15 protein-coding genes are annotated in these 21327 nt (G+C 62.2%); 9 read left to right on the forward strand and 6 right to left on the reverse strand.

Annotated features, from left to right (window positions below; genetic code table 11):
* Positions 1–44 precede the first annotated feature (44 nt).
* A complete protein-coding gene (gene glnE, locus APH33_RS15655) occupies positions 45–2978 on the reverse strand; it encodes a bifunctional [glutamate--ammonia ligase]-adenylyl-L-tyrosine phosphorylase/[glutamate--ammonia-ligase] adenylyltransferase (protein WP_054886017.1) in 2934 nt (977 codons plus the stop codon).
* A 383-nt stretch (positions 2979–3361) separates the two neighbouring features.
* On the opposite strand from glnE, the gene aceE reads away from it, so the two are divergent.
* From aceE to APH33_RS15680, 5 genes are all read left to right on the forward strand, one after another.
* Positions 3362–6007, forward strand: coding sequence for a pyruvate dehydrogenase (acetyl-transferring), homodimeric type (gene aceE, locus APH33_RS15660; protein WP_054886018.1), 2646 nt, complete (start codon positions 3362–3364; stop codon positions 6005–6007).
* A 13-nt stretch (positions 6008–6020) separates the two neighbouring features.
* Positions 6021–7658: a dihydrolipoyllysine-residue acetyltransferase gene (aceF, locus tag APH33_RS15665; protein ID WP_054886019.1), complete on the forward strand. Its 1638-nt coding sequence runs from the start codon at positions 6021–6023 to the stop codon at positions 7656–7658.
* Between the two features lie 274 nt (positions 7659–7932).
* A complete protein-coding gene (locus tag APH33_RS15670; protein WP_054886020.1) occupies positions 7933–10614 on the forward strand; it encodes a bifunctional diguanylate cyclase/phosphodiesterase in 2682 nt (893 codons plus the stop codon).
* A 165-nt stretch (positions 10615–10779) separates the two neighbouring features.
* Positions 10780–11448: a peptide-methionine (S)-S-oxide reductase MsrA gene (gene msrA, locus APH33_RS15675; RefSeq protein ID WP_054886021.1), complete on the forward strand. Its 669-nt coding sequence runs from the start codon at positions 10780–10782 to the stop codon at positions 11446–11448.
* A gap of 3 nt (positions 11449–11451) precedes the next feature.
* Positions 11452–12075, forward strand: a complete 624-nt coding sequence (locus APH33_RS15680) for a glutathione S-transferase (protein ID WP_054886022.1) — start codon at positions 11452–11454, stop codon at positions 12073–12075.
* A gap of 114 nt (positions 12076–12189) precedes the next feature.
* Here the strand turns inward: APH33_RS15680 and APH33_RS15685 are convergent, their stop codons facing one another.
* Complete coding sequence (locus APH33_RS15685; RefSeq protein WP_054886023.1) at positions 12190–12690, reverse strand: ATP-dependent zinc protease; 501 nt, start codon at positions 12688–12690, stop codon at positions 12190–12192.
* A 182-nt stretch (positions 12691–12872) separates the two neighbouring features.
* Between APH33_RS15685 and APH33_RS15690 the strand changes: the two genes are divergently transcribed.
* Both APH33_RS15690 and APH33_RS15695 read left to right on the forward strand, forming a co-directional pair.
* Entirely contained in the window at positions 12873–13760 is an 888-nt protein-coding gene (locus APH33_RS15690) for an acyltransferase (protein ID WP_054886024.1), read from the forward strand.
* 242 nt (positions 13761–14002) lie between these two features.
* The gene (locus APH33_RS15695; RefSeq protein WP_054886025.1) at positions 14003–15352 is read left to right on the forward strand and encodes an APC family permease; all 1350 of its coding nucleotides are present in this window, start codon (positions 14003–14005) and stop codon (positions 15350–15352) included.
* Positions 15353–15464: 112 nt separating this feature from the next.
* Here the strand turns inward: APH33_RS15695 and APH33_RS15700 are convergent, their stop codons facing one another.
* The gene (locus tag APH33_RS15700; RefSeq protein ID WP_054886026.1) at positions 15465–16040 is read right to left on the reverse strand and encodes a DUF2780 domain-containing protein; all 576 of its coding nucleotides are present in this window, start codon (positions 16038–16040) and stop codon (positions 15465–15467) included.
* Between the two features lie 164 nt (positions 16041–16204).
* Between APH33_RS15700 and APH33_RS26675 the strand changes: the two genes are divergently transcribed.
* Positions 16205–17137 (forward strand): RHS repeat-associated core domain-containing protein, encoded by a 933-nt coding sequence (locus APH33_RS26675; RefSeq protein ID WP_082433617.1) that lies wholly within the window; start codon positions 16205–16207, stop codon positions 17135–17137.
* Positions 17138–17203: 66 nt separating this feature from the next.
* Complete coding sequence (locus APH33_RS15705) at positions 17204–18148, forward strand: RHS repeat-associated core domain-containing protein (RefSeq protein ID WP_177332405.1); 945 nt, start codon at positions 17204–17206, stop codon at positions 18146–18148.
* A gap of 42 nt (positions 18149–18190) precedes the next feature.
* Here the strand turns inward: APH33_RS15705 and fdhA are convergent, their stop codons facing one another.
* From fdhA to APH33_RS15720, 3 genes are all read right to left on the reverse strand, one after another.
* Positions 18191–19390 carry a formaldehyde dehydrogenase, glutathione-independent gene (gene fdhA, locus APH33_RS15710; protein ID WP_051095434.1) on the reverse strand — a complete coding sequence of 400 codons (1200 nt, stop codon included), beginning with the start codon at positions 19388–19390 and terminating at the stop codon, positions 18191–18193.
* A gap of 272 nt (positions 19391–19662) precedes the next feature.
* Positions 19663–20520 carry a formyltetrahydrofolate deformylase gene (gene purU, locus APH33_RS15715; RefSeq protein ID WP_054886028.1) on the reverse strand — a complete coding sequence of 286 codons (858 nt, stop codon included), beginning with the start codon at positions 20518–20520 and terminating at the stop codon, positions 19663–19665.
* A gap of 11 nt (positions 20521–20531) precedes the next feature.
* Positions 20532–21164 carry a sarcosine oxidase subunit gamma gene (locus APH33_RS15720; RefSeq protein WP_054886029.1) on the reverse strand — a complete coding sequence of 211 codons (633 nt, stop codon included), beginning with the start codon at positions 21162–21164 and terminating at the stop codon, positions 20532–20534.
* Positions 21165–21327: the final 163 nt, after the last annotated feature.

Genomic DNA, 21327 nt, shown 5'->3' on the forward strand with positions numbered 1-21327 from the left:
GCGGCCTTGTGTCGCGAAAGGGCCGCAAAGCGGCCCCGACGATCTCAAGTAAGTCCCAATTCGCCCCAGATCCGCCGCACTTCGCGACGCTCATCGGCAAATTGCGCCGCATCGATCACCCCGGCCTGCTTCTGCAGGGCCTGGCGGTGCGACGCCGAGCGGAACGCCTTGTACACCTCACGCAACAGCACCGCGTCACTGGCCGGCATCAACCTTGCCTGCTCCAGTTCTTCCAGAATGCGGATGTTATCGGTCCATCGGAGTATGGCCGGGTGCTCGTGAGACCAGGCCAAAGCGGCGTATTGCACCATAAATTCGATATCGACGATACCGCCGGCATCCTGCTTGATATCGAACGCCACACCGGTATCGAAGGCATTGGCCGCAGTGCCGGCAAGGGTGGCCTTGGTGCCGAGGTTGTCGCGCATCTTGGCACGCATCTCGCTCACTTCGCTGCGCAACTTGCCCAGGTCACGGGGCTGGCCCAGGACCTTGGCGCGCACGCCCTCGAATGCCGTCGCCACCTGCTTGCAGCCCACCAGCACACGGGCGCGCACCAGGGCCTGGTGCTCCCAGGTCCAGGCCTCGCTCTGCTGGTAGCGCTCGAACGCCCCCAGCGAACTGACCAGCAACCCCGCCGCGCCAGACGGGCGCAGGCGCATGTCGACGTCGTACAGCTGGCCGGAGTTGGTCTGGGTAGTCAGCAAGTGGATGATGCGCTGACCCAGGCGGGTGAAGAACTGCGCACTGTCGATCGGTTTGGCGCCGTCGGTTTCCGCCTGCGGGTCGCCATCGTGAATGAACACCAGGTCCAGGTCCGAGCCATGGCCCAGCTCCAGGCCACCGACCTTGCCGTAGCCGATGATGATGAAGCCTGGGTCACACAGGCTACCGTCGCTGCGCCGGGGCTGACCATGGCGGGCCACGGTCTGGCGCCAGGCCAGGGCCAGCACCTGGTCGAGTATGGCTTCGGCCAGCCAGGTCAGGTAGTCGCTGACTTTCATCAACGGCAGGTTGCCGCTGATTTCCGACGCTGCCACACGCAGGCTATGGGCCAGCTTGAAGTGGCGCAGCGCTTCCATCTGCTGTTCCAGGTCGTCCTCGGGGATGCGCGTCAGCCGCTCGCGCAGCTCGGCAGCCAGCTCCGGCGCCAGTGGTGGGCTGAACAGGCGGCCTTCGTTGAGCAGTTCATCGAGCAGCAACGGGTAGCGAGCAATCTGCTCGGCGATCCACGGGCTGGCCGCACACAGGGTCAGCAAGCGCCGCAAGGCACCCGGGTTTTCGGTGAGCAGCACCAGGTAGGCCGAGCGCCGTGCCACGGCCTCGACCAGCGGCAACACCCGCTCCAGTACCAGGTCCGGGTTGTCGTGTTCCACGGCCTGGGCCAGCAGGCGCGGGATGAAGGCATCCAGGCGCTCGCGGCCGATGCGCTGCATCGAACGCAGCTGCGGGCTGGCGCGCAGCGCTGCCAGGCGGCGCAAGGCTTCGGTCGGTTGCTTGAAACCGGCCTCTTCCAGCTGGCGACCTGCGGCTTCTTCATCCTGGGCCTGCTCCCACAGCGGTGACCACTCGCCACCGACCACCAGCTCGCCTTCACCTTCGTCCTCATCCGGGTCGGCAATGACCTGACGGAAGTGCCAGTCGACCCGGCCGCGCCAGTACATCAACTGATCGTGGAAGCTCTGCCAGTCGGCAAAACCAAGCATATAGGCGACACGCGCACGGTCGAGTTCGCTATCGGGCAGCATCTGTGTCTGGCGGTCGGCGATGGCCTGGATGGCGTGTTCGGTGTAGCGCAGGAATTCATAGCCTTCGCGCAGTTCTGCCACCACGGCGGGCGGCAGGTAACCCTGGCCCTCCAGGATTGCCAGCACCTTGAGCAATGGCCGCAGTTGCAGGCTCAGGTCACGGCCACCGTGAATCAGCTGGAAGGCCTGGGCGATGAACTCGACTTCGCGGATGCCACCAGCGCCCAGCTTGATGTTGTCGGCCATGCCCTTGCGCCGAACTTCCTGCTGGATCAGCTGCTTCATGGTGCGCAGTGCTTCGATCGCAGAAAAGTCCAGATAACGCCGATACACGAACGGTTTCAGCATTTCCTGCAGTTGCGCGCCAGCGGCCTGGTCACCGGCCACCACCCGCGCCTTGATCATCGCGTAGCGTTCCCAGTCGCGGCCCTGGTCCTGGTAGTACTGCTCCAACGCATTGAAGCTGAGCACCAGGGCGCCGGCCGAGCCGTAGGGGCGCAGGCGCATGTCGACACGGAATACAAAGCCGTCGACGGTCACCGGGTCGAGCGCCTTGATCAGGCGCTGGCCCAGGCGGGTGAAGAATTCCTGGTTTTCCAGCGAGCGCTTGACCCCTTCGGTTTCACCGCCTTCGGGGAAGGCGAAGATCAGGTCGATGTCCGACGACAGGTTCAGCTCCACCGCGCCCAACTTGCCCATGCCCAGCACCACCATGTGCTGCGGCTGGCCGCTACGGTTGCCGATCGGCGTGCCGAACTGCTGGCAGTGGCGCGGGTACAGCCACTGGTAGGCTTCGTCGATGGCTGCATCGGCGAGGTCGGACAGGTCGCGGCAGGTCTCGCCCAGCTCGGCCTGGCGGGTAATGTCACGCCAGATGATGCGCAGCTGATGGCGATTGCGCTGGCGACGCAGGTTGCGCGCCAGCTCGTCCTCGCTCTGCGCGGCCTGGGCTGCAGCGGCGATCTGCCCGCGAAGCTCGCCCGGTGCGTAACGGCGGTCCAGTTCACCGCTGGCGATCAAAGCGAACAGCATGGCCGGCTCGCGCTGGGCAACGCCAAGGACAAAATCACTGGCGGCGGCGACCTGATCGAACTGTTGCCGGTGCAACGGCGTCCAGGTGTTCAGGTCGAGGTCAGCGTGGCCTGCCACGGCATCGCGCAGGAACTGCTGGTTGCGAACGACCAGCGGTTGCAGGGAAGCAGGCAGTTCGAGCGGCAAAGGTAGGCGCATGGTCTATCCTTGATCGGCGTGAAATGGAGGGGAAAAAGCGGCCAAGAGGGAGCCGGACCTCGGTTGGACTGTCATACAAAAGTTGGAAATAGCTGAAAAAAACGAAACATTGGCAAGAAACATCAAGATCCACCTGTTCGCGACACACCGCCAACCAACATGAACGTTTTTCCTCACAAGCCGAGGTGCGACCAAACGTCGCATTTGTGTAGTTTTACTACTACCCGTGACGTGCAAAAGCATGAAATGCCGAAGCAAATGTAGTAAAACTACACGGCGCCGGGAGACACCCCGGTAATCCAAGAATTCACGACGTCTGCCCATAAGGCCAGTCGCAAACTCAGGCCCCCGATTCTGGTGGCCTTTCCGCCCTGGAGCAAGCCATGCAAGACCTCGATCCAATCGAAACCCAGGAATGGCTGGATGCCCTGGAGTCGGTCCTCGACAAAGAAGGCGAAGACCGCGCTCATTACCTGATGACCCGCATGGGCGAGCTGGCCACCCGCAGTGGCTCCCAGCTGCCGTACGCGATCACCACGCCATACCGCAACACCATCCCTGTCACCCACGAAGCACGCATGCCTGGCGACCTGTTCATGGAACGCCGCATTCGCTCGATGGTGCGTTGGAACGCGCTGGCCATGGTGATGCGCACCAACCTGAAGGATTCGGACCTGGGCGGCCACATCTCCAGCTTCGCTTCCAGTGCCACCCTGTACGACATCGGCTTCAACTACTTCTTCCAGGCGCCGACTGAAGAGCATGGCGGCGACCTGATCTTCTTCCAGGGCCACGCCTCGCCAGGCGTCTACGCCCGTGCCTTCATGGAAGGCCGCATCAACGAAGAGCAGATGAACAACTTCCGTCAGGAAGTGGACGGCAACGGCCTGTCTTCGTACCCGCACCCATGGCTGATGCCTGACTTCTGGCAGTTCCCGACCGTATCCATGGGTCTGGGCCCGATCCAGGCTATCTACCAGGCACGCTTCATGAAGTACCTGGAAGCCCGTGGTTTCATCCCGGCCGGCAAGCAGAAGGTCTGGTGCTTCATGGGCGACGGCGAGTGCGACGAGCCGGAATCCCTGGGCGCAATCGCCCTGGCCGGCCGCGAGAAGCTGGACAACCTGATCTTCGTCATCAACTGCAACCTGCAGCGCCTCGACGGCCCGGTTCGCGGCAACGGCAAGATCATCCAGGAACTCGAAGGCGTGTTCCGTGGCGGTGGCTGGAACGTCAACAAGGTGGTCTGGGGCCGCTTCTGGGACCCACTGTTCGCCAAGGACACCAACGGTGCCCTGCAGCGCCGCATGGACGAAGTCATCGACGGCGAGTACCAGAACTACAAAGCCAAAGACGGCGCGTACGTTCGTGAGAACTTCTTCAACACCCCAGAGCTCAAGGCCATGGTCGAAGACCTGTCCGACGACGAGATCTGGAAGCTCAACCGTGGCGGCCACGACCCGTACAAGGTCTACGCGGCCTACCACCAGGCGGTCAACCACAAGGACCAGCCAACCGTCATCCTGGCCAAGACCATCAAGGGTTACGGTACCGGTGCCGGCGAAGCCAAGAACACCGCGCACAACACCAAGAAGGTCGACGTCGACAGCCTGCGTCACTTCCGTGACCGCTTCGACATCCCGGTCAAGGATGCGGACCTCGAGAACCTGCCGTTCTTCAAGCCTGAAGAAGGTTCTGCCGAAGCCAAGTACCTGGCCGAGCGCCGTGCTGCCCTCGGCGGTTTCGTGCCACAGCGCCGTGCGAAGAGCTTCAGCGTACCGACCCCGCCGCTGGAAACGCTGAAAGCGATCCTGGACGGTTCGGGCGACCGCGAAATCTCCACCACCATGGCCTTCGTGCGCATCCTGGCGCAACTGGTCAAGGACAAGGACATCGGCCAGCGCATCGTCCCGATCATCCCGGACGAAGCCCGTACCTTCGGTATGGAAGGCATGTTCCGCCAGCTGGGCATCTACTCGTCGGTCGGCCAGCTCTACGAGCCAGTCGACAAAGACCAGGTGATGTTCTACCGCGAAGACAAGAAGGGCCAGATCCTCGAGGAAGGCATCAACGAAGCCGGCGCCATGTCGTCGTTCATCGCTGCCGGTACCTCGTACAGCTGCCACAACCAGCCGATGCTGCCGTTCTACATCTTCTACTCGATGTTCGGCTTCCAGCGCATCGGCGACCTGGCCTGGGCTGCCGGCGACAGCCGCACCCGTGGCTTCCTGATCGGCGGTACCGCCGGCCGTACCACCCTCAACGGTGAAGGCCTGCAGCACGAAGACGGTCACAGCCACATGATGGCGGGCACCATCCCGAACTGCCGCACCTACGATCCGACCTACGGCTACGAGCTGGCGGTGATCATCCAGGACGGCATGAAGAAGATGACCGAAGAGCAGCAGGACATCTTCTACTACATCACCGTGATGAACGAGTCCTACCAGCAGCCAGCCATGCCGGCCGGTGTCGAGGAAGGCATCATCAAGGGTATGTACCTGCTCGAAGAAGACACCCGCGAAGCCGCGCACCACGTACAGCTGATGGGCTCCGGCACCATCCTGCGCGAAGTCCGCGAAGCCGCGAAGATCCTGCGTGAAGAGTTCAACGTCGGTGCCGACGTGTGGAGCGTCACCAGCTTCAACGAACTGCGTCGCGACGGCCTGGCCGTGGAACGCGCCAACCGCCTGAAGCCTGGCCAGAAGCCACAGCAGACCTACGTCGAGCAGTGCCTGAACGGTCGCAAGGGCCCGGTCATCGCGTCCACCGACTACATGAAGCTGTTCGCCGAGCAGATCCGCCAGTGGGTGCCGAGCAAAGAGTTCAAGGTCCTGGGTACCGACGGTTACGGTCGCAGCGACAGCCGCAAGAAGCTGCGTCACTTCTTCGAAGTCGACCGCCACTTCGTGGTGCTGGCTGCCTTGGAAGCCCTGGCTGACCGCGGCGAGATCGAACCCAAGGTTGTGGCTGACGCCATCGTCAAGTTCGGCATCGACCCGGACAAGCGCAACCCACTGGACTGCTGAGGAGTATTTTTAAGTGAGCGAACTCATTCGCGTACCTGACATCGGCAGCGGTGAAGGTGAAATCATCGAGCTGTTCGTCAAGGTCGGTGACCGTATCGAGGCTGACCAGAGCCTGCTGACCCTGGAGTCCGACAAGGCCTCCATGGAGATCCCGGCGCCCAAGGCCGGCGTGATCAAGGAACTGAAGGTCAAGCTGGGCGACCGCCTGAAAGAAGGCGACGAGCTGCTGGTTCTGGAAGCCGAGGGCGCCGCTGCTGCGGCCCCTGAAGCTCCGGCTGCTGCCGCTGCTCCAGCCCAGGCTGCTGCGCCGGCTCCGGCCGCCGAAGCCGCCCCTGCTCCGGCCGCAGCCCCGGCTGCCGCCAGCGTGCAGGACATCCACGTGCCAGACATCGGCTCGTCGGGCAAGGCCAAGATCATCGAAGTGCTGGTCAAGGTCGGCGACACCGTCGAAGCCGACCAGTCGCTGATTACCCTGGAGTCCGACAAGGCCTCCATGGAAATCCCGTCGCCGGCTGCCGGCGTGGTCGAAGAAGTCCTGTGCAAGCTGGAAGACGAAGTCGGCACTGGCGACCTGATCTTCAAGCTCAAGGTGGCTGGCGCAGCGCCTGCTGCTGCCCCGGCTCCAGCCGCCGCTGCACCTGCCCCGGCTGCCGCGCCTGCCGCGGCCGCTCCGGCTGCTGCTCCGGCCGCAGCTCCGGCGCCGGTCGCTACCGCACCGGCTGCCGGCAGCAACGCCAAGGTTCACGCAGGCCCGGCTGTTCGTCAGCTGGCCCGTGAATTCGGTGTCGACCTGGGCGCAGTGGCCGCCACCGGTCCGCACGGCCGCATCCTCAAAGAAGACTTGCAGGTCTACGTCAAGGCGATGATGCAAAAGGCCAAGGAAGCCCCGGCAGCCGCTGGCGCTACCGGCGGCGCTGGCATCCCGCCGATCCCGGCCGTGGACTTCAGCAAGTTCGGTGAAGTGGAAGAGGTCGCCCTGACCCGCCTGATGCAGGTCGGTGCCGCCAACCTGCACCGCAGCTGGCTGAACGTGCCGCACGTGACCCAGTTCGACTCCGCCGACATCACCGAGCTGGAAGCCTTCCGCGTTGCGCAGAAGGCCGTGGCCGAGAAGGCTGGCGTCAAGCTGACCGTGCTGCCACTGCTGCTCAAGGCCTGCGCCTTCCTGCTCAAGGAACTGCCGGACTTCAACAGCTCGCTGGCGCCAAGCGGCAAAGCCATCATCCGCAAGAAGTACGTGCACATCGGCTTCGCCGTGGACACCCCGGACGGCCTGCTGGTCCCTGTGATCAAGAACGTCGACCAGAAGAGCCTGCTGCAACTGGCTGCCGAAGCCGCTGCACTGGCGGAGAAGGCGCGCACCAAGAAGCTGTCGGCCGACGACATGCAAGGTGCCTGCTTCACCATCTCCAGCCTCGGCCACATTGGCGGCACCGGCTTCACGCCGATCGTCAACGCGCCGGAAGTGGCGATCCTGGGCGTCTCCAAGGCGACCATGCAGCCGGTCTGGGATGGCAAGGCCTTCCAGCCGAAGCTGATGCTGCCGCTGTCGCTGTCCTACGATCACCGTGTGATCAACGGCGCTGCCGCCGCGCGCTTCACCAAGCGCCTGGGCGACGTGCTGGGCGATATCCGCACCATGCTGCTGTAAGGCGGCACACTGCCCCTGCGCGGAGGGGCAGCACCCTTTTCGAGCTGCCACGCTCGTACCTCAACCCCGCCAAATGGCGGGGCTTTTTTTTGCCTGTGGAAAAGCCGGGAGGGCAAAGCGGCCCCAAATTCTCAAGGCAAATTAAGGATTTCAGCCAGGCGGCCGAAAACATATACATGACAGCCCTCATGGCCGCTTGCCAGCCTCAGGGACATGATGCAACCTTGCCAGATACGCCGCCGTCCAGGCCGCGTCCCCTTCAAGCGAGTCTTCGATGAAAAGCCAACCCGATGCCGCCAGCCGTGTGGCGGCCGAGGTCGTGACGCAGCTCCCCGTGCCCTCGCGGCTCGGCATGCTGCGTTTCGAAAGGCTGAACGAAGCCAACTGGGCGATGCTTTACCTCGATCCTGCTTGCGAACGCCAGTTCGGCTTGCCCGCTGCCGAGTTGTGTGCGCTGATCGATGCGCCCTATGCCAGCCTCATGGAGCCCGAGGCCCGTTACCGGCTGCACGATGAAATCCAGCTGCAACTGAGCAACCGCGGCTACTACCGTGTGCGCTACACCCTGCACACCCAGGCCCGCGCGCTGCGCCTGCTGGAAGCCGGCGAGGCATTCAAGCAGCACAACCGCCAGCTGCTGCGCGGCTTCCTCACGGTGCTCGATGACGACGACAGTGACCTCGACACCGACGACCTGGAATCGCGCAACAACCGCCTGCAACTGGCCCTGCAGGTCAACCAGCGTGCCCAGCAGGAGCAACTTGAGCACCTGGAACGCGTGCGTGCCCAGCAAGACCTCATCCTGCGCCTGGCCCGCCAGCGCTACAGCTCCGAAAACTCGCTGCTCGAAGCCGCCCAGCTGATCACCCGCAGCGCCTGCGAGATCTACAAGGTTGACAGCGCCAGCATCTGGCACCTGGAAGAGCAGCGTCTGGAGCCGATCAGCGCCTGGCTGCGCGACGAGCAGGCGCACCGCCTGCCCGAACCGATCGATGCCAGCCGCTTCCCCGACTACCTGGACGCCCTGCACGCCAGCCGTGCCATCGACGCGCACAACGCCAACCACGACCCGCGCACCCGTGACCTGGCCGAGAGCCTGTATGCCGACAACAACGCCATGCTCGACGCCAGCATCCGCGTCGATGGCCAGGTAGTCGGCGTGTTGTGCCTGGAGCAGACTGGCCAGCCGCGCGCCTGGCAGTCCGATGAAATCGCCTTTGCCGGTGAGCTCGCCGACCAGTTCGCCCAGGTCATCACCAACCACAACCGGCGCACCGCCGCCAGCGCCCTGCACCTGTTCCAGCGGGCCGTGGAACAAAGCGCCAGCGCCTTCCTGCTGGTCAACCGCGACGGCGTGGTGGAGTACGTCAACCCAAGCTTCACCGCCATCACCCAGTACAGCACCGAGGAAGTCCAGGGCCACCACCTGGCCGAGCTGCCCGCCCTGGAAAACCTCAGCGAGCTGCTGTTCGACTCGCCTTCGAGCCTGGCCATGGGCAACAGCTGGCAAGGCGAATTCAAGAGCCGGCGCAAGAACCTCGAACCTTACTGGGGCCAGCTGTCGATCTCCAAGGTGTATGGCGACAACCGAGAGCTGACGCACTACATCGGCATCTACGAAGACGTCACCCAGACCAAGCTGGCCCAACAACGCATCGAGCGCCTGGCCTACACCGACAACCTGACCAACCTGGGCAACCGCCCGGCATTCATCCGCAAGCTCGACGAGCGCTTCGCCCGCGACAGCGAGAACCCGATCTGCCTGCTGCTGGTGGACATCGACAACTTCAAGCGGATCAACGACAGCCTCGGCCACCAGACCGGCGACAAACTGCTGATCAGCCTGGCCCGGCGCCTGCGCAACAGCCTGAGCGTCAACGGCGTGCTCGCCCGTTTCGCCAGCAACGAGTTCGCCGTGCTGCTCGACGACACCGGCCTGGAAGACGGCCAGGGCGTAGCCCTGCAATTGCTGCGTACCCTCGACAAACCGATGTTCGTCGACAACCAGCTGATCAACGTCACCGCCTCGGTGGGCCTGGCGTGCGCGCCGCTGCACGGCAGCGACCCGACCACCCTGATGAAGAACGCCGGGCTCGCCCTGCACAAGGCCAAGGCCAACGGCAAGCACCAGGTGCAGGTGTTCACCGAAGTGCTCAATGCCGAAGCCAGCTACAAGCTGTTCGTCGAGAACAACCTGCGCCGCGCCCTGACCCAGAACGAGCTGGAGGTGTTCTACCAGCCCAAGCTGTGCCTGCGCAGCGGCCGCCTGCTTGGCCTTGAGGCCTTGCTACGCTGGAACCATCCCGAGCGCGGCATGATCCGTCCGGACCAGTTCATCAGCGTTGCCGAGGAAACCGGCCTGATCATCCCGATTGGCAAGTGGGTGGTGCGCCAGTCGTGCCGCATGAGCCAGCAGTTGCAGCAAGCCGGCATGGGCTGCCTGCACGTGGCCATCAACCTTTCGCCCAAGCAGTTCTCCGACCCCGACCTGGTGGCCTCGATCGGTTTGATCCTCAAGGAAGAAGGCCTGCCCCCGCACCTGCTGGAGCTGGAACTCACCGAGGGCCTGCTGCTGGAAGCGACCGAAGACACCCACCGCCAGCTCGACGAGCTCAAGGCCCTGGGCCTGACCCTGGCCATGGACGACTTCGGCACCGGTTATTCGTCGTTGAGCTATTTGAAGAAATTCCCGATCGACATCATCAAGATCGACCGCAGCTTCATCAACGAGATCCCCGACAACCAGGACGACATGGAAATCACCTCGGCGGTGGTGGCCATGGCCCACAACCTCAAGCTCAAGGTGGTGGCCGAAGGGATCGAGACGCCGGCGCAGCTGGCGTTCCTGCGTCGGCACCGGTGCGATGTCGGCCAGGGCTACCTGTTCGACCGGCCAATCCCCGGCCGCGAGCTTGAAGAAAAACTCAAGCGCTACCCGCGCGGTCCAATGGCCTGACAGCTGCGCAAAGCTCGGGCACTATAGAACCCATTCGGGCCCTTTCGCGGGCACGCCCGCTCCCACAGGGACACCACAACCTTCGAAACCTGTGCTGTACCTGTGGGAGCGGGCGTGCCCGCGAATGCCCCAGCCCCTATCTACCTGACATACAGAGGAACGGCCATGGTCCTGCGTTCGGAAATCCTGGTGAACAAAAACGTCATGCCAACCGCGGAGCAAGCCCTGCCTGGCCGCGAAACGCCCATGCAGCTGCCCGAATTCCACTACGTCTTCAAAGACACCCCACTGCTCGGCCCGTTCTTCGACGGCGCCATCGATTTCGCCATCTTCGGCCTGGGCTGCTTCTGGGGCGCCGAGCGCCGCTTCTGGCAGCGAGAAGGCGTGGTCAGCACGGTGGTCGGCTACGCCGGTGGCTTCACCCCGCACCCGACCTACGAAGAAGTCTGCTCGGGCCTGACCGGCCACACCGAGGTGGTGCTGGTGGTGTTCGACAAGGACAAGGTCAGCTACCGCGAGCTGCTGGCGATGTTCTGGGAACTGCACAACCCGACCCAGGGCATGCGCCAGGGCAACGACATCGGCACCCAGTACCGCTCGGCTATCTACTGCACCAGCCCGGAACAACTGGAGCAAGCCAAGGCCAGCCGCGACGCCTTCCAGGCTGAACTGAGCAAGGCCGGCTTCGGCGAAATCACCACCGAAATCGACCAGGCGCCGACGGTGTACTTCGCCGAGGCCTACCACCAGCAATACCTGGCCAAGAACCCGGACGGCTACTGCGGTATCGGCGGCACCGGCGTGTGCCTGCCTCCGAGCCTGCAGGGCAACTGAACCATGAGCACGATGACCCTGTTCCACTCGCCGCTGTCACCTTTCGTGCGCAAGGTCATGGTGGTGCTGCACGAGACCGGCCAGCTTGACCGTGTCGCGCTGCAGCCGGTGAACATCAGCCCGGTGAACGGCGACGAGCAGCTCAACCAGGACAACCCGATCGGCAAGATCCCTGCCCTGCGCCTGGAGGACGGCACCGTGCTGCACGACAGCCGGGTGATCTGCGAGTACCTCGACCTGCAGCATGTCGGCCAGCCGCTGCTGCCACGCGAGGGCTCGGCGCGCTGGCGGCGCATGACCTTGGCTTCGCAGGCTGACGCGATCATGGATGCGGCGGTGCTGAGCCGCTACGAGAGCTTCCTGCGGCCTGAAGCAAAGCGCTGGGATGGCTGGCTCGAAGCGCAGGCCGAGAAGATTCGCCGCAGCCTGGCGAACCTTGAGCAGGAGCACCTGGCGGAGCTGGCGTCCGGGTTCGATATTGCGGCGATCGGCGTGGCCTGTGCGCTAGGCTATCTGGACCTGCGCCAGCCGCAGTTCGGCTGGCGTGAGCGCCAGCCTGGCCTGGCGGCGTGGTATGCCGAGGTGGCCAAGCGGCCGTCGATGGTGGCTACAGCACCTGTGGCCTGAAGGGCCTTTTCGCGGGCACGCCCGCTCCCACAGGTACTGCACAGGATTCAAGGCTTGTGCAGTAATTGTGGGAGCGGGCGTGCCCGCGAAGAGGCCGGTACAGGCAGCAACAAATCAGCAGTCAGGCGTGCCCGCCGTAAACTTCTTGGCCGGGTTCACCGCCGCCTTGAACTGGCGCAACGCCTTGGAACCGATCAGCAACGGGTAGTTGAAGTGGCTGCGGTCCACCAGGTTGACCTCCATGGTGCGCTTCTGGCCACCCAGGCACATCTCCAGGTCGATCACCGGCCGCTTGGAGATTTCCGGCGCATCGCCCTCGTCCTCTTCCTCGGCACGCCCCTTGATCTTGCTGATCCGCGAGACCTCGTGCTCATACACCTTGCCGTCGGAGTCCTTGGTCGCCAGGCGGAAACGTACCCACTCCTCGCCATCGCGGGTGAACAGCTCGATGTCCTTGGCCGACAGCGAGGCCGTCCAGGCACCGGTGTCCATCTTGGCTTTCAGGGTCTGGCCAAGCTCGGGCAACTTGATGTTCTCGTAACGGCCATAGACCGTGGGTTCGGCGGCCATCACCGGCAACGCCAACAGCGATAACAGGGCAAGCAGAGATTTCACAGGCAGGCTTCCTTGAGAAGGGTCAGTGCTTAGACTGCACTGGCAGGATAGGTTCGCTGTCACAAGCCTAACCAACATGTTGTGAAACATTTGTCCCTGCCGTCGGGCATTGGACATTTGGCGTAGGCCGCAGCGCTGCTTATCATTGCGCCCTGCTAATTTCCCACAACAAGAGTTTCCTTATGCGTCGCCTGCTTACCGGCCTGTTCACGACCATCCTGCTGCTGCTCAACACCTTGGTGTTGATCTGCCCGCTGCTGGTCTTCGCCCTGCTCAAGCTGGTGCTGCCGGGCCGTGGGCGTGACTATGTCTCGTGGGCGGTGATGTGGGTCGCCGAAACCTGGTCGGAAATCGACAAGGCCATCTTCGCCCTGTGCATCCCGACCCAGTGGGACATTCGCGGCGTCGAGAACCTGCGCAAGGACACCTCGTACCTGGCGGTCAGCAACCACCAGACCTGGGTCGATATCCCGGCGCTGATCGAAAGCCTCAACCGCCGCACGCCGTTCTTCAAGTTCTTTCTCAAAAAGGAGCTGATCTGGGTGCCGCTGCTGGGCCTGGCCTGGTGGGGCCTCGATTACCCGTTCATGAAGCGCTACAGCAAAGCGTTTCTGGAAAAACACCCGGAGCTCAAGGGCAAGGACCTGGAGATCACCAAGGCTGCCTGCGAGCTGTTCAAGCGCCAGCCGGTCACCGTGGTCAACTACCTCGAGGGCACCCGCTTCACCGAGGCCAAGCACCGCGAACAGCAATCGCCTTACCGTTACCTGCTCAAGCCCAAGGCGGGCGGTGTGGCGTTCGTGCTGGCAGCGCTGGGCGAGCAGCTGGACGCGCTGCTGGACGTGACAATCGTCTACCCCGGCAACAAGGCGCCCGGGTTCTGGGACCTGCTCAATGGCAGCATCAGCCGGGTGATTATCGACATTCAGGTGCGTGAACTGGACCCGGCATTGTGGGATGGGGATTACGAGAATGACCCGGCCTTCCGCCAGACCGTGCAGGCCTGGGTCAACCAGCTGTGGCTGGAAAAGGACCAGCGGATCGAGCAATTACGCGCTGAGATGAACTGAATTTATTGCCTGTACTGGCCTCTTCGCGGGCACGCCCGCTCCCACAGGTACAGCGCAGCGCTCAAGACTTGTGGCATCCCTGTGGGAGCGGGCGTGCCCGCGAAGAGGCCGGCACAGAAATGCAAATAACCCCAATTAAAACCCAGGCTAATAATCAGAATAAGTAATACTTTTTTGTCATCACCCACCCAAGTGGATAAAAATCGACCAAAGCACAACTACAAAAATGCCTGGATCGATCGATGGCCAACCCACCCAGCTCCAACTCCGCCCAACTGCGCCGTGTCCTCGGCCTCCCCGCCCTGGTGTTCTTCGGCCTGGTGTACATGGTCCCGCTGACCATCTTCACCACCTACGGAATCGTCACCGAACTGACGGGTGGCCGCACTGCCGGCGCCTACATGGTCACCCTGGTAGCCATGCTGTTCACCGCCGCGTCCTACAGCTTCATGGTCAAGCGCTTCCCGGTCGCGGGCTCGGCGTACTCTTACACCAACATGGCCTTCGGCCCCAACGTCGGCTTCCTCGCCGGCTGGTCGCTGCTGCTGGATTACCTGTTCCTGCCGATGATCAACTACCTGTTGATCGGCCTCTTCCTCAATATCGCATTCCCGGCCATCCCGGCATGGTCCATCGCCCTGGCCTCGATTGTGCTGGTAACGGTGCTGAACGTGGTTGGCATTCACTCGGTGGCCAAGACCAGCAACCTGATCGTCGGCGCGCAGATAGTATTCATCGTGGTGTTCGTGGCGCTGTCGTGCCAGTCGCTGGCCGGCCAGCCGCTGGACCTGCTGGCGCCGCTGCTGGGTGATGGCTCCAAGCCTGGTTTCGGCGCGATCATGGCCGGTGCGGCGGTGCTGTGCCTGTCGTTCCTCGGCTTCGACGCTGTTTCGACCCTGGCCGAAGAGTGCCGCGACGCCCGCCGCGACGTGCCACGGGCGATCATTCTCACCACCCTGTTTGCCGGTGTGCTGTTCACCGTGCTGGCCTACGTCAGCCAGTTGGTGCTGCCGGGCACCACCTTCGCCAATGCCGATGCGGCGGCCAACGAGGTGATGTTCAAGGCGGGCGGCCAGTTCCTGGCCAACTTCTTCACCGCCGCGTACGTCGCTGGCAGCCTGGGCTCTGCGCTGGCCTCGCAGGCAGCGGTGTCGCGCATTCTGTTCACCATGGGGCGTGACAACGTGCTGCCACGGCGCAGCTTTGGCTACCTGTCGCCACGCTTCGGCACGCCGGTATTCGCCATTGCGCTGGTGTCGGCGTTCTCGCTGCTGGCGTTGGTGATCGACCTGGCGACCCTCGCCTCGCTGATCAGCTTCGGTGCGCTGGTGGCGTTCTCGGCGGTGAACCTGGCGGTGGTGAAGACGCACCTGATGGACGATGGCGCCCAGCGTAACCTCAAGGGGCTGCTGTGCTATGGCCTGGTGCCGCTGGTGGGGTTGGCGCTGACCCTGTGGCTGTGGACCAGCCTGTCGGCCCTGACCTTGGTGATCGGCCTGTGCTGGTTTGCCTTCGGCCTGGCTTACCTGGCGGTACTGACCGCTGGCTTCCGCCGCCCGGTACGCCTGGTGGACTTCACAGAAGCCGCCTAACCCCGCTTTCCCGGGCTTGCGCGATCCCTTGTAGGAGCGGCCTTTTGTCGCTGGGGGGGCTACGCACCCCTTTCGCGACGCAAGGCCGCTCCTACAGGTACAGCGCGATGTTTTAGACCGAAGGCTGAGTCAACGGCGCCGGCGTCGTCCACAAACTCCCCAGATTCTGCAACAACGACCCGGCAATCCCCTGCTGACCCAGGTACTGCAGAATCAACGGCGCAAACTGCCCGATCATCCCGGTATCCATCCCTAGCGCCTTGAACGCATTGTCCAGGTCGCCACGGTTTTCCACATCGTTGCCCAGCGCCTTGTCCAGGGCCGACTGGCTGCCCTTGTCGTTGCCCAGCAACTCACCCAACCCACTCAGCCCGCCCAGGGCATTTGCGCCCGACAGTAGGTCCAGGCCGGGCACGGCCTTGGTCAGCTGGCCATAGTCGTCGCTGCTCAGGTTGTTGCGCGCCAGCCCCAGCATGGCCCCTGCCCCGCCCACGGCCTGTTCGGGGGTGATGTTCAGCTGGCTGCCCAGGGTGTTGAGCAGGTTGGCCTGTGCTGCGGGTGCCTGTACCTGGCCTTGCTGCTTCTGGTTCTGCATGGCGGAGACGGCGTTGGCGGCATCACTGAGGTTGAAGGCGAACACCGGGCTTGCGGCCAGGGTCATCAGGGTTGCCAGGGTGAATGCTTTCATCGTGAGGGACCTCGTCGGCCGGGATGGCCTGGGAAACGACGGATTTGACTGGAGATTCAGAGGTTTGTTCCGGGCAGCCTGTCACCTGACAAATCTGCCAGTTGTGACCGAAAGCGCAGACGCGCAGATTTGGAATCTCCAATTGCTTCTTGAGACTCGAAGACATGGCGACCAATACGGACAACAAAGCATCAAGCACAACCCCATCGAGCAAAAGTCGAAGAATGCTGGCAGAAGGGCGTTTCATGCATTTTTATCAAAATGATCACTTGGCAAGTGAGCTTTCTGGCAAGGGCATTCGCCACCTACTGTGGTCACAAGACATCGCGTTGGTTCAACTGGAGCAGGCGAAGGCAGCCCAAATGCTTCAAGTGGATCAAGCCAACTCTGTTCTCGGCATGGCGCCTGATACAACGGCGTATTCACCCTATGGTCATTTTGAAGCGAGCAATACAACAGCTTTAATCGCGTTCAACGGACAACGGCTTGATCTGCTAACGAAAGGTTACGCACTGGGCAATGGATACCGAACATATAGCCCCAGTTTAGGGCGTTTCTGCAGCCCAGACGCATTTAGCCCCTTTAGTAAAGGCGGACTAAACACTTATATCTATTGCGAAGGCGACCCTGTCAACAGGGTCGATCCATCGGGTCACTTCTCGCTACTCAAACCGCGCACTTGGTTTAGAAGCTCGGCAACAAAGACTACCCAACGACTCAAGGCTTTGGAAAAGATCAGACCGACGCTTCAAAAAAAGAGAGAGCAACTAAGTGCCATCCACGAAAAGTACAATAAAAATAAAATATTCGACTTGGAAAAAGAAAACCATTTGAAAGCTGCACAGGAAAATCTTTCTGTTCCCTTAGCAAGAGCTATCAGAAAACTTGAGGGCATAAAAAAATACGCACCACCAGATACCTCGTATAGTCACCCAGAAATAGAAATGGCTAGGAAGCTTCTGCAGGAAACTCTTAGACCCAAGATTTCACCCAGTGCAAAACCTAAAAGAGGTTTCTTCGACACCCGCACACCTAGGGATGACCCTTACGACGATGCCAACTATCAGGACAGACAATCCGAAATACGAAATACATGATTTTCAAGAATGTTTAGCCTGATGCATAAGCAGAGTCCATTCATCCAGCGCAGCAAGGACGTGATCATGAGCAAAGCATCGAACAACTCACTATTCTTTTACCAAGGCAACAAGCTGGTCACCGTGAAGCAAGGCGACCAGCATCGCACCATCTTCCGGCATGAGGCTCAGCCATTAGCCGAGCATCAAGTGGGGGGTGACCAAAGCACCGCGTTGCTAGCCACTGATGATAAGGGATCGGTTCTCGTTGCTGCGGATGAAGGCGACCTGGAGGAGCATCTTTACTCAGCCTACGGCCACGACCCAACCCTGCCATCAACAAGGACTACGGCTTGCTTCAATAGCGAAATTCTCGACTTGAGTTCCACCTGCTACTTGCTTGGGCATGGATACCGCGCCTACTCAGCACGCCTCAGCCGCTTTCTTGCCGCCGATAGTTGGAGCCCGTTTGGACAGGGGGGCCTGAACGCATATTGCTACTGCGAGGGTGACCCCATAAACAGCAGCGACCCAAGCGGACACATGCGTACTTACCTGTCAAATGGCCAGATAATGATTACTCGCGAGAATATCGCGATGGCTGGTGGTTCTTGGTTGAAGTCGCCAAATTTCAACACCGCAGCTCATCGAAAGAGGCTAATTGGCTCAAAATTAAACAAGCCCCTCAGGGTGAAGGCCGACAACCCGGTCACTGAAAGGAGTACTGATAACAGGGTCTTCGAGCTATTCCGAAACCCAAGCACGAACACTGAAGTCGCACACGTCAAGGCAACGGATGTGGAGACATTCAAGCGCAACCGTGCCGAAATTGGTGTGCTAACCAGACTGCATTACGAAGGCGACAAAGCCCCCGCTTTGAACTATCTGGAAAAAGCTGCAAGCCTTATGAACGAGAATGAGATAATTGCCCGCTCCGGCGAAGCGCTATGGCGAAAAAGCACGACACCCGTTAGCCCGAACACAACACCAGCAGCCGATGCCAATACTCAAATCAGGCGCTCGCAGTCCTGATAATGCAAAGATGCCCTCAAACGAGGGCATCTTTATTTGGCTTTAAGCCGCGCCCCACATCTTGTGCGGGTCGATCACGAACTTCTTCGGCACACCTGCATCGAACTCGCCGTAGCCTTCCGGCGCCTGATCCAGGTTGATCACCTGCACCCCCACCACTTCGGCAATGTTGATGCGGTCCCACATGATCGCCTGCATCAGCTGGCGGTTGTATTTCATGGTCGGGGTCTGGCCGGTGTGGAAGCTATGCGACTTGGCCCAGCCCAGGCCGAAACGGATGCTCAGCGCGCCGATCTTGGCGGCGGCATCCACCGCGCCTGGGTCTTCGGTCACGTACAGGCCCGGGATACCGATGTTGCCGGCCACGCGGGTCACCTGCATCAGCGAGTTCAGCACGGTGGCCGGGGCTTCATGCTTGGCGCCTTCGTGGCCATGGCCACGGGCCTCGAAGCCAACCGCGTCGACAGCACAGTCCACTTCCGGCTCGCCGAGAATGTCGACGATCTGCTCGTGCAACGGGGTGTCCTTGGACAGGTCGACCACTTCGAAGCCCTGGGACTTGGCGTGGGCCAGTCGCGCCGGATTGAGGTCGCCGACAATCACGCAGGCGGCGCCCAGCAGGCGCGCCGAGGCAGCAGCGGCCAGGCCGACCGGGCCGGCACCGGCGACGTAGACGGTGCTGCCAGGGCCTACACCGGCAGTGACAGCGCCGTGGTAGCCGGTCGGCAGGATGTCGGACAGGCACGTCAGGTCACGGATCTTCTCCATGGCCTTGTCGCGGTCCGGCAGTTTCAGCAGGTTGAAGTCGGCATATGGCACCAGCACGTATTCGGCCTGGCCACCGGTCCAGTCGCCCATGTCGACGTAGCCGTAGGCGCCGCCGGCGCGGGCCGGGTTGACGGTGAGGCAGACACCGGTGTGCATCTCTTTGCACGAGCGGCAGCGCCCGCACGCGACGTTGAACGGTACCGACACCAGGTCGCCGATCTTCAGGCGTTCGACATCACGCCCCATCTCGACGATTTCACCGGTGATTTCGTGGCCCAGGACCAGGCCGACCTGGGCAGTGGTGCGGCCGCGGACCATGTGCTGGTCGGAGCCGCAGATATTGGTGGAAACCACCTTGAGGATCACGCCGTGCTCGATCTTGTTGCCGCGTGGGTCTTGCATTTTCGGGTAGTCGATTTTCTGCACCTCGACCTTGCCCGCGCCGAGATACACCACTCCACGATTGCCAGACATGCTCTTACCTCGCTTGATTTTTATTTATGCAGCGGTGGTGGAAAGCGCCGCCATCCATGGGCGGCTTGTGTTACTGGAATGCAGGAATTGTGGGCCTGAATCGGCGATTTGCACTGACTGGAAACGACAGGGAGATGCCTTTAAACGGCAGGGGAAAAGCCGGGGCCGCTGTGCGGCCCTTTCGCGACACAAGGCCGCTCCTACAGGCGAATGCGATACCTGTAGGAGCGGCCTTGTGTCGCGAAAGGGCTGCAAAGCAGCCCCAGAAATGTTCAGAGAACGACTGTCCGGTTAGCGTTGAGGAACACCCGCCGCTCGATGTGATACCCCACCGCCCGCGCCAGGGTCAGGCATTCGATGTCGCGCCCCTTGGCGATCAGGTCTTCGGGGTAATGGCTGTGGTCCACCACCTCGACGCCCTGGGCAATGATCGGCCCTTCGTCGAGGTCGTTGTTGATGTAGTGCGCCGTGGCGCCGACCATCTTCACGCCCTTGTTGTAAGCCTGGTGATAAGGCTTGGCGCCCTTGAACCCGGGCAACAGCGAGTGGTGAATGTTGATCGCCCAGCCATCCAGGCGCCGGCACAGCTCCGGCGACAGCACCTGCATGTAGCGGGCAAGCACCACCAGCTCCGCGCCGGTTTCTTCGATCACCTGGATCACCTTGCGCTCTTGCGCCGGCTTGTCGTTCGGGTCGAGGGCGAAGTGGTAGTAAGGAATCTTGTGCCAGTGCGCCAGGGGCTCGAGGTCTGGGTGGTTGGACACCACCGCGACCACGTCCATGGCCAGTTGGCCGATGCGCTGGCGATAGAGCAAGTCGTTCAGGCAATGGTCGGCCTTGGACACCATGATCACCACCTTGGGGCGGTGATTGGGTGCGGTCAGCTCGAAGGCCATGCCGAACGCTTCGCTGCGCTCGGCAAGGCCGGCACGCAAGCCCGCCTCGTCGAAATCGTCCGGCTGGCGGAACTCCACGCGAATGAAGAAACGCCCCGACAGCCGGTCATCGAAGGAGTGGTGCTCGGTGACGTAGCAGCGCTGCTCGTAGAGGTAACGCGTCACCACGTCGACGGTGCCGAGCATGCTCGGGCAGTCGGCGGTGAGAATCCAGGTATCCGGTGCCCGACTCATGTTCGCTCTCCTTAAGCTTCGATGCTCAAGCCGTATTCGGCCGAAGCGTCCTGCAGCCATAGCCACCAGTAGTCAGCGAAGCTGCGGCGGATCACCAGCTCCCAGGTGTCTTCGGCGGTACGGCGGATCACCAGTTGCGACTTGGCGAACACGGTGCCGACGGCCTTGCCGACCGGGAAGTTGTTCGGGTGCACGTCATAGCTGGTGGATTTCATCAGCACTTCGCGCACGTTCGGGCCACGCAGTTCCAGCAGGCTCTGCCCGCCGCTGACGTTGACCACCTGGATGTGCTGGCCGTCGAGGGCCGCGCGCAGCTTCTGCTCGACCGCCAGTTCCTGGCCGCCCGGGACGATCAGCAGCCACTCGTCAGGGCCGACCCATTGCAGCGACATCTCATTGTTGGCGACCACGGTCAGGGCAACCGGCAGCTCCAGGCCCAGGGCCTTGTGCACGCCAGCGGCGAATTCCGGGTCGTGGCCATCGCCACGGATCGTCAGGTGGCCGAGGAACTTGCGTTCACGCAGGGTCACGCCTGCGTTCTTGCGGCCTTTGCCAACCAGGCTGGCCAGGTCGGCGTGGTGCAGTGGCGACTGGGCCTTGGCCTCGGCGCCGGGGTTTTGCTGGAAGACGTTGATAGCGCTCATTTCTTACCTGCCTTGAATTCTGGATTCGACCACGATGCCTGCCGGAGACGGTCATCCTGTGGGAGCGGGCATGCCCGCGAATGCGAGGGTGGATTCACCGCCCTCTTCGCGGGCACGCCCGCTCCCACAGAGACCTCATTCCAAACTGGACATCGGTTGGTAC

The sequence above is a fragment of the Pseudomonas sp. NBRC 111130 genome (assembly GCF_001320485.1).
Taxonomy (GTDB): domain Bacteria; phylum Pseudomonadota; class Gammaproteobacteria; order Pseudomonadales; family Pseudomonadaceae; genus Aquipseudomonas; species Aquipseudomonas vlassakiae.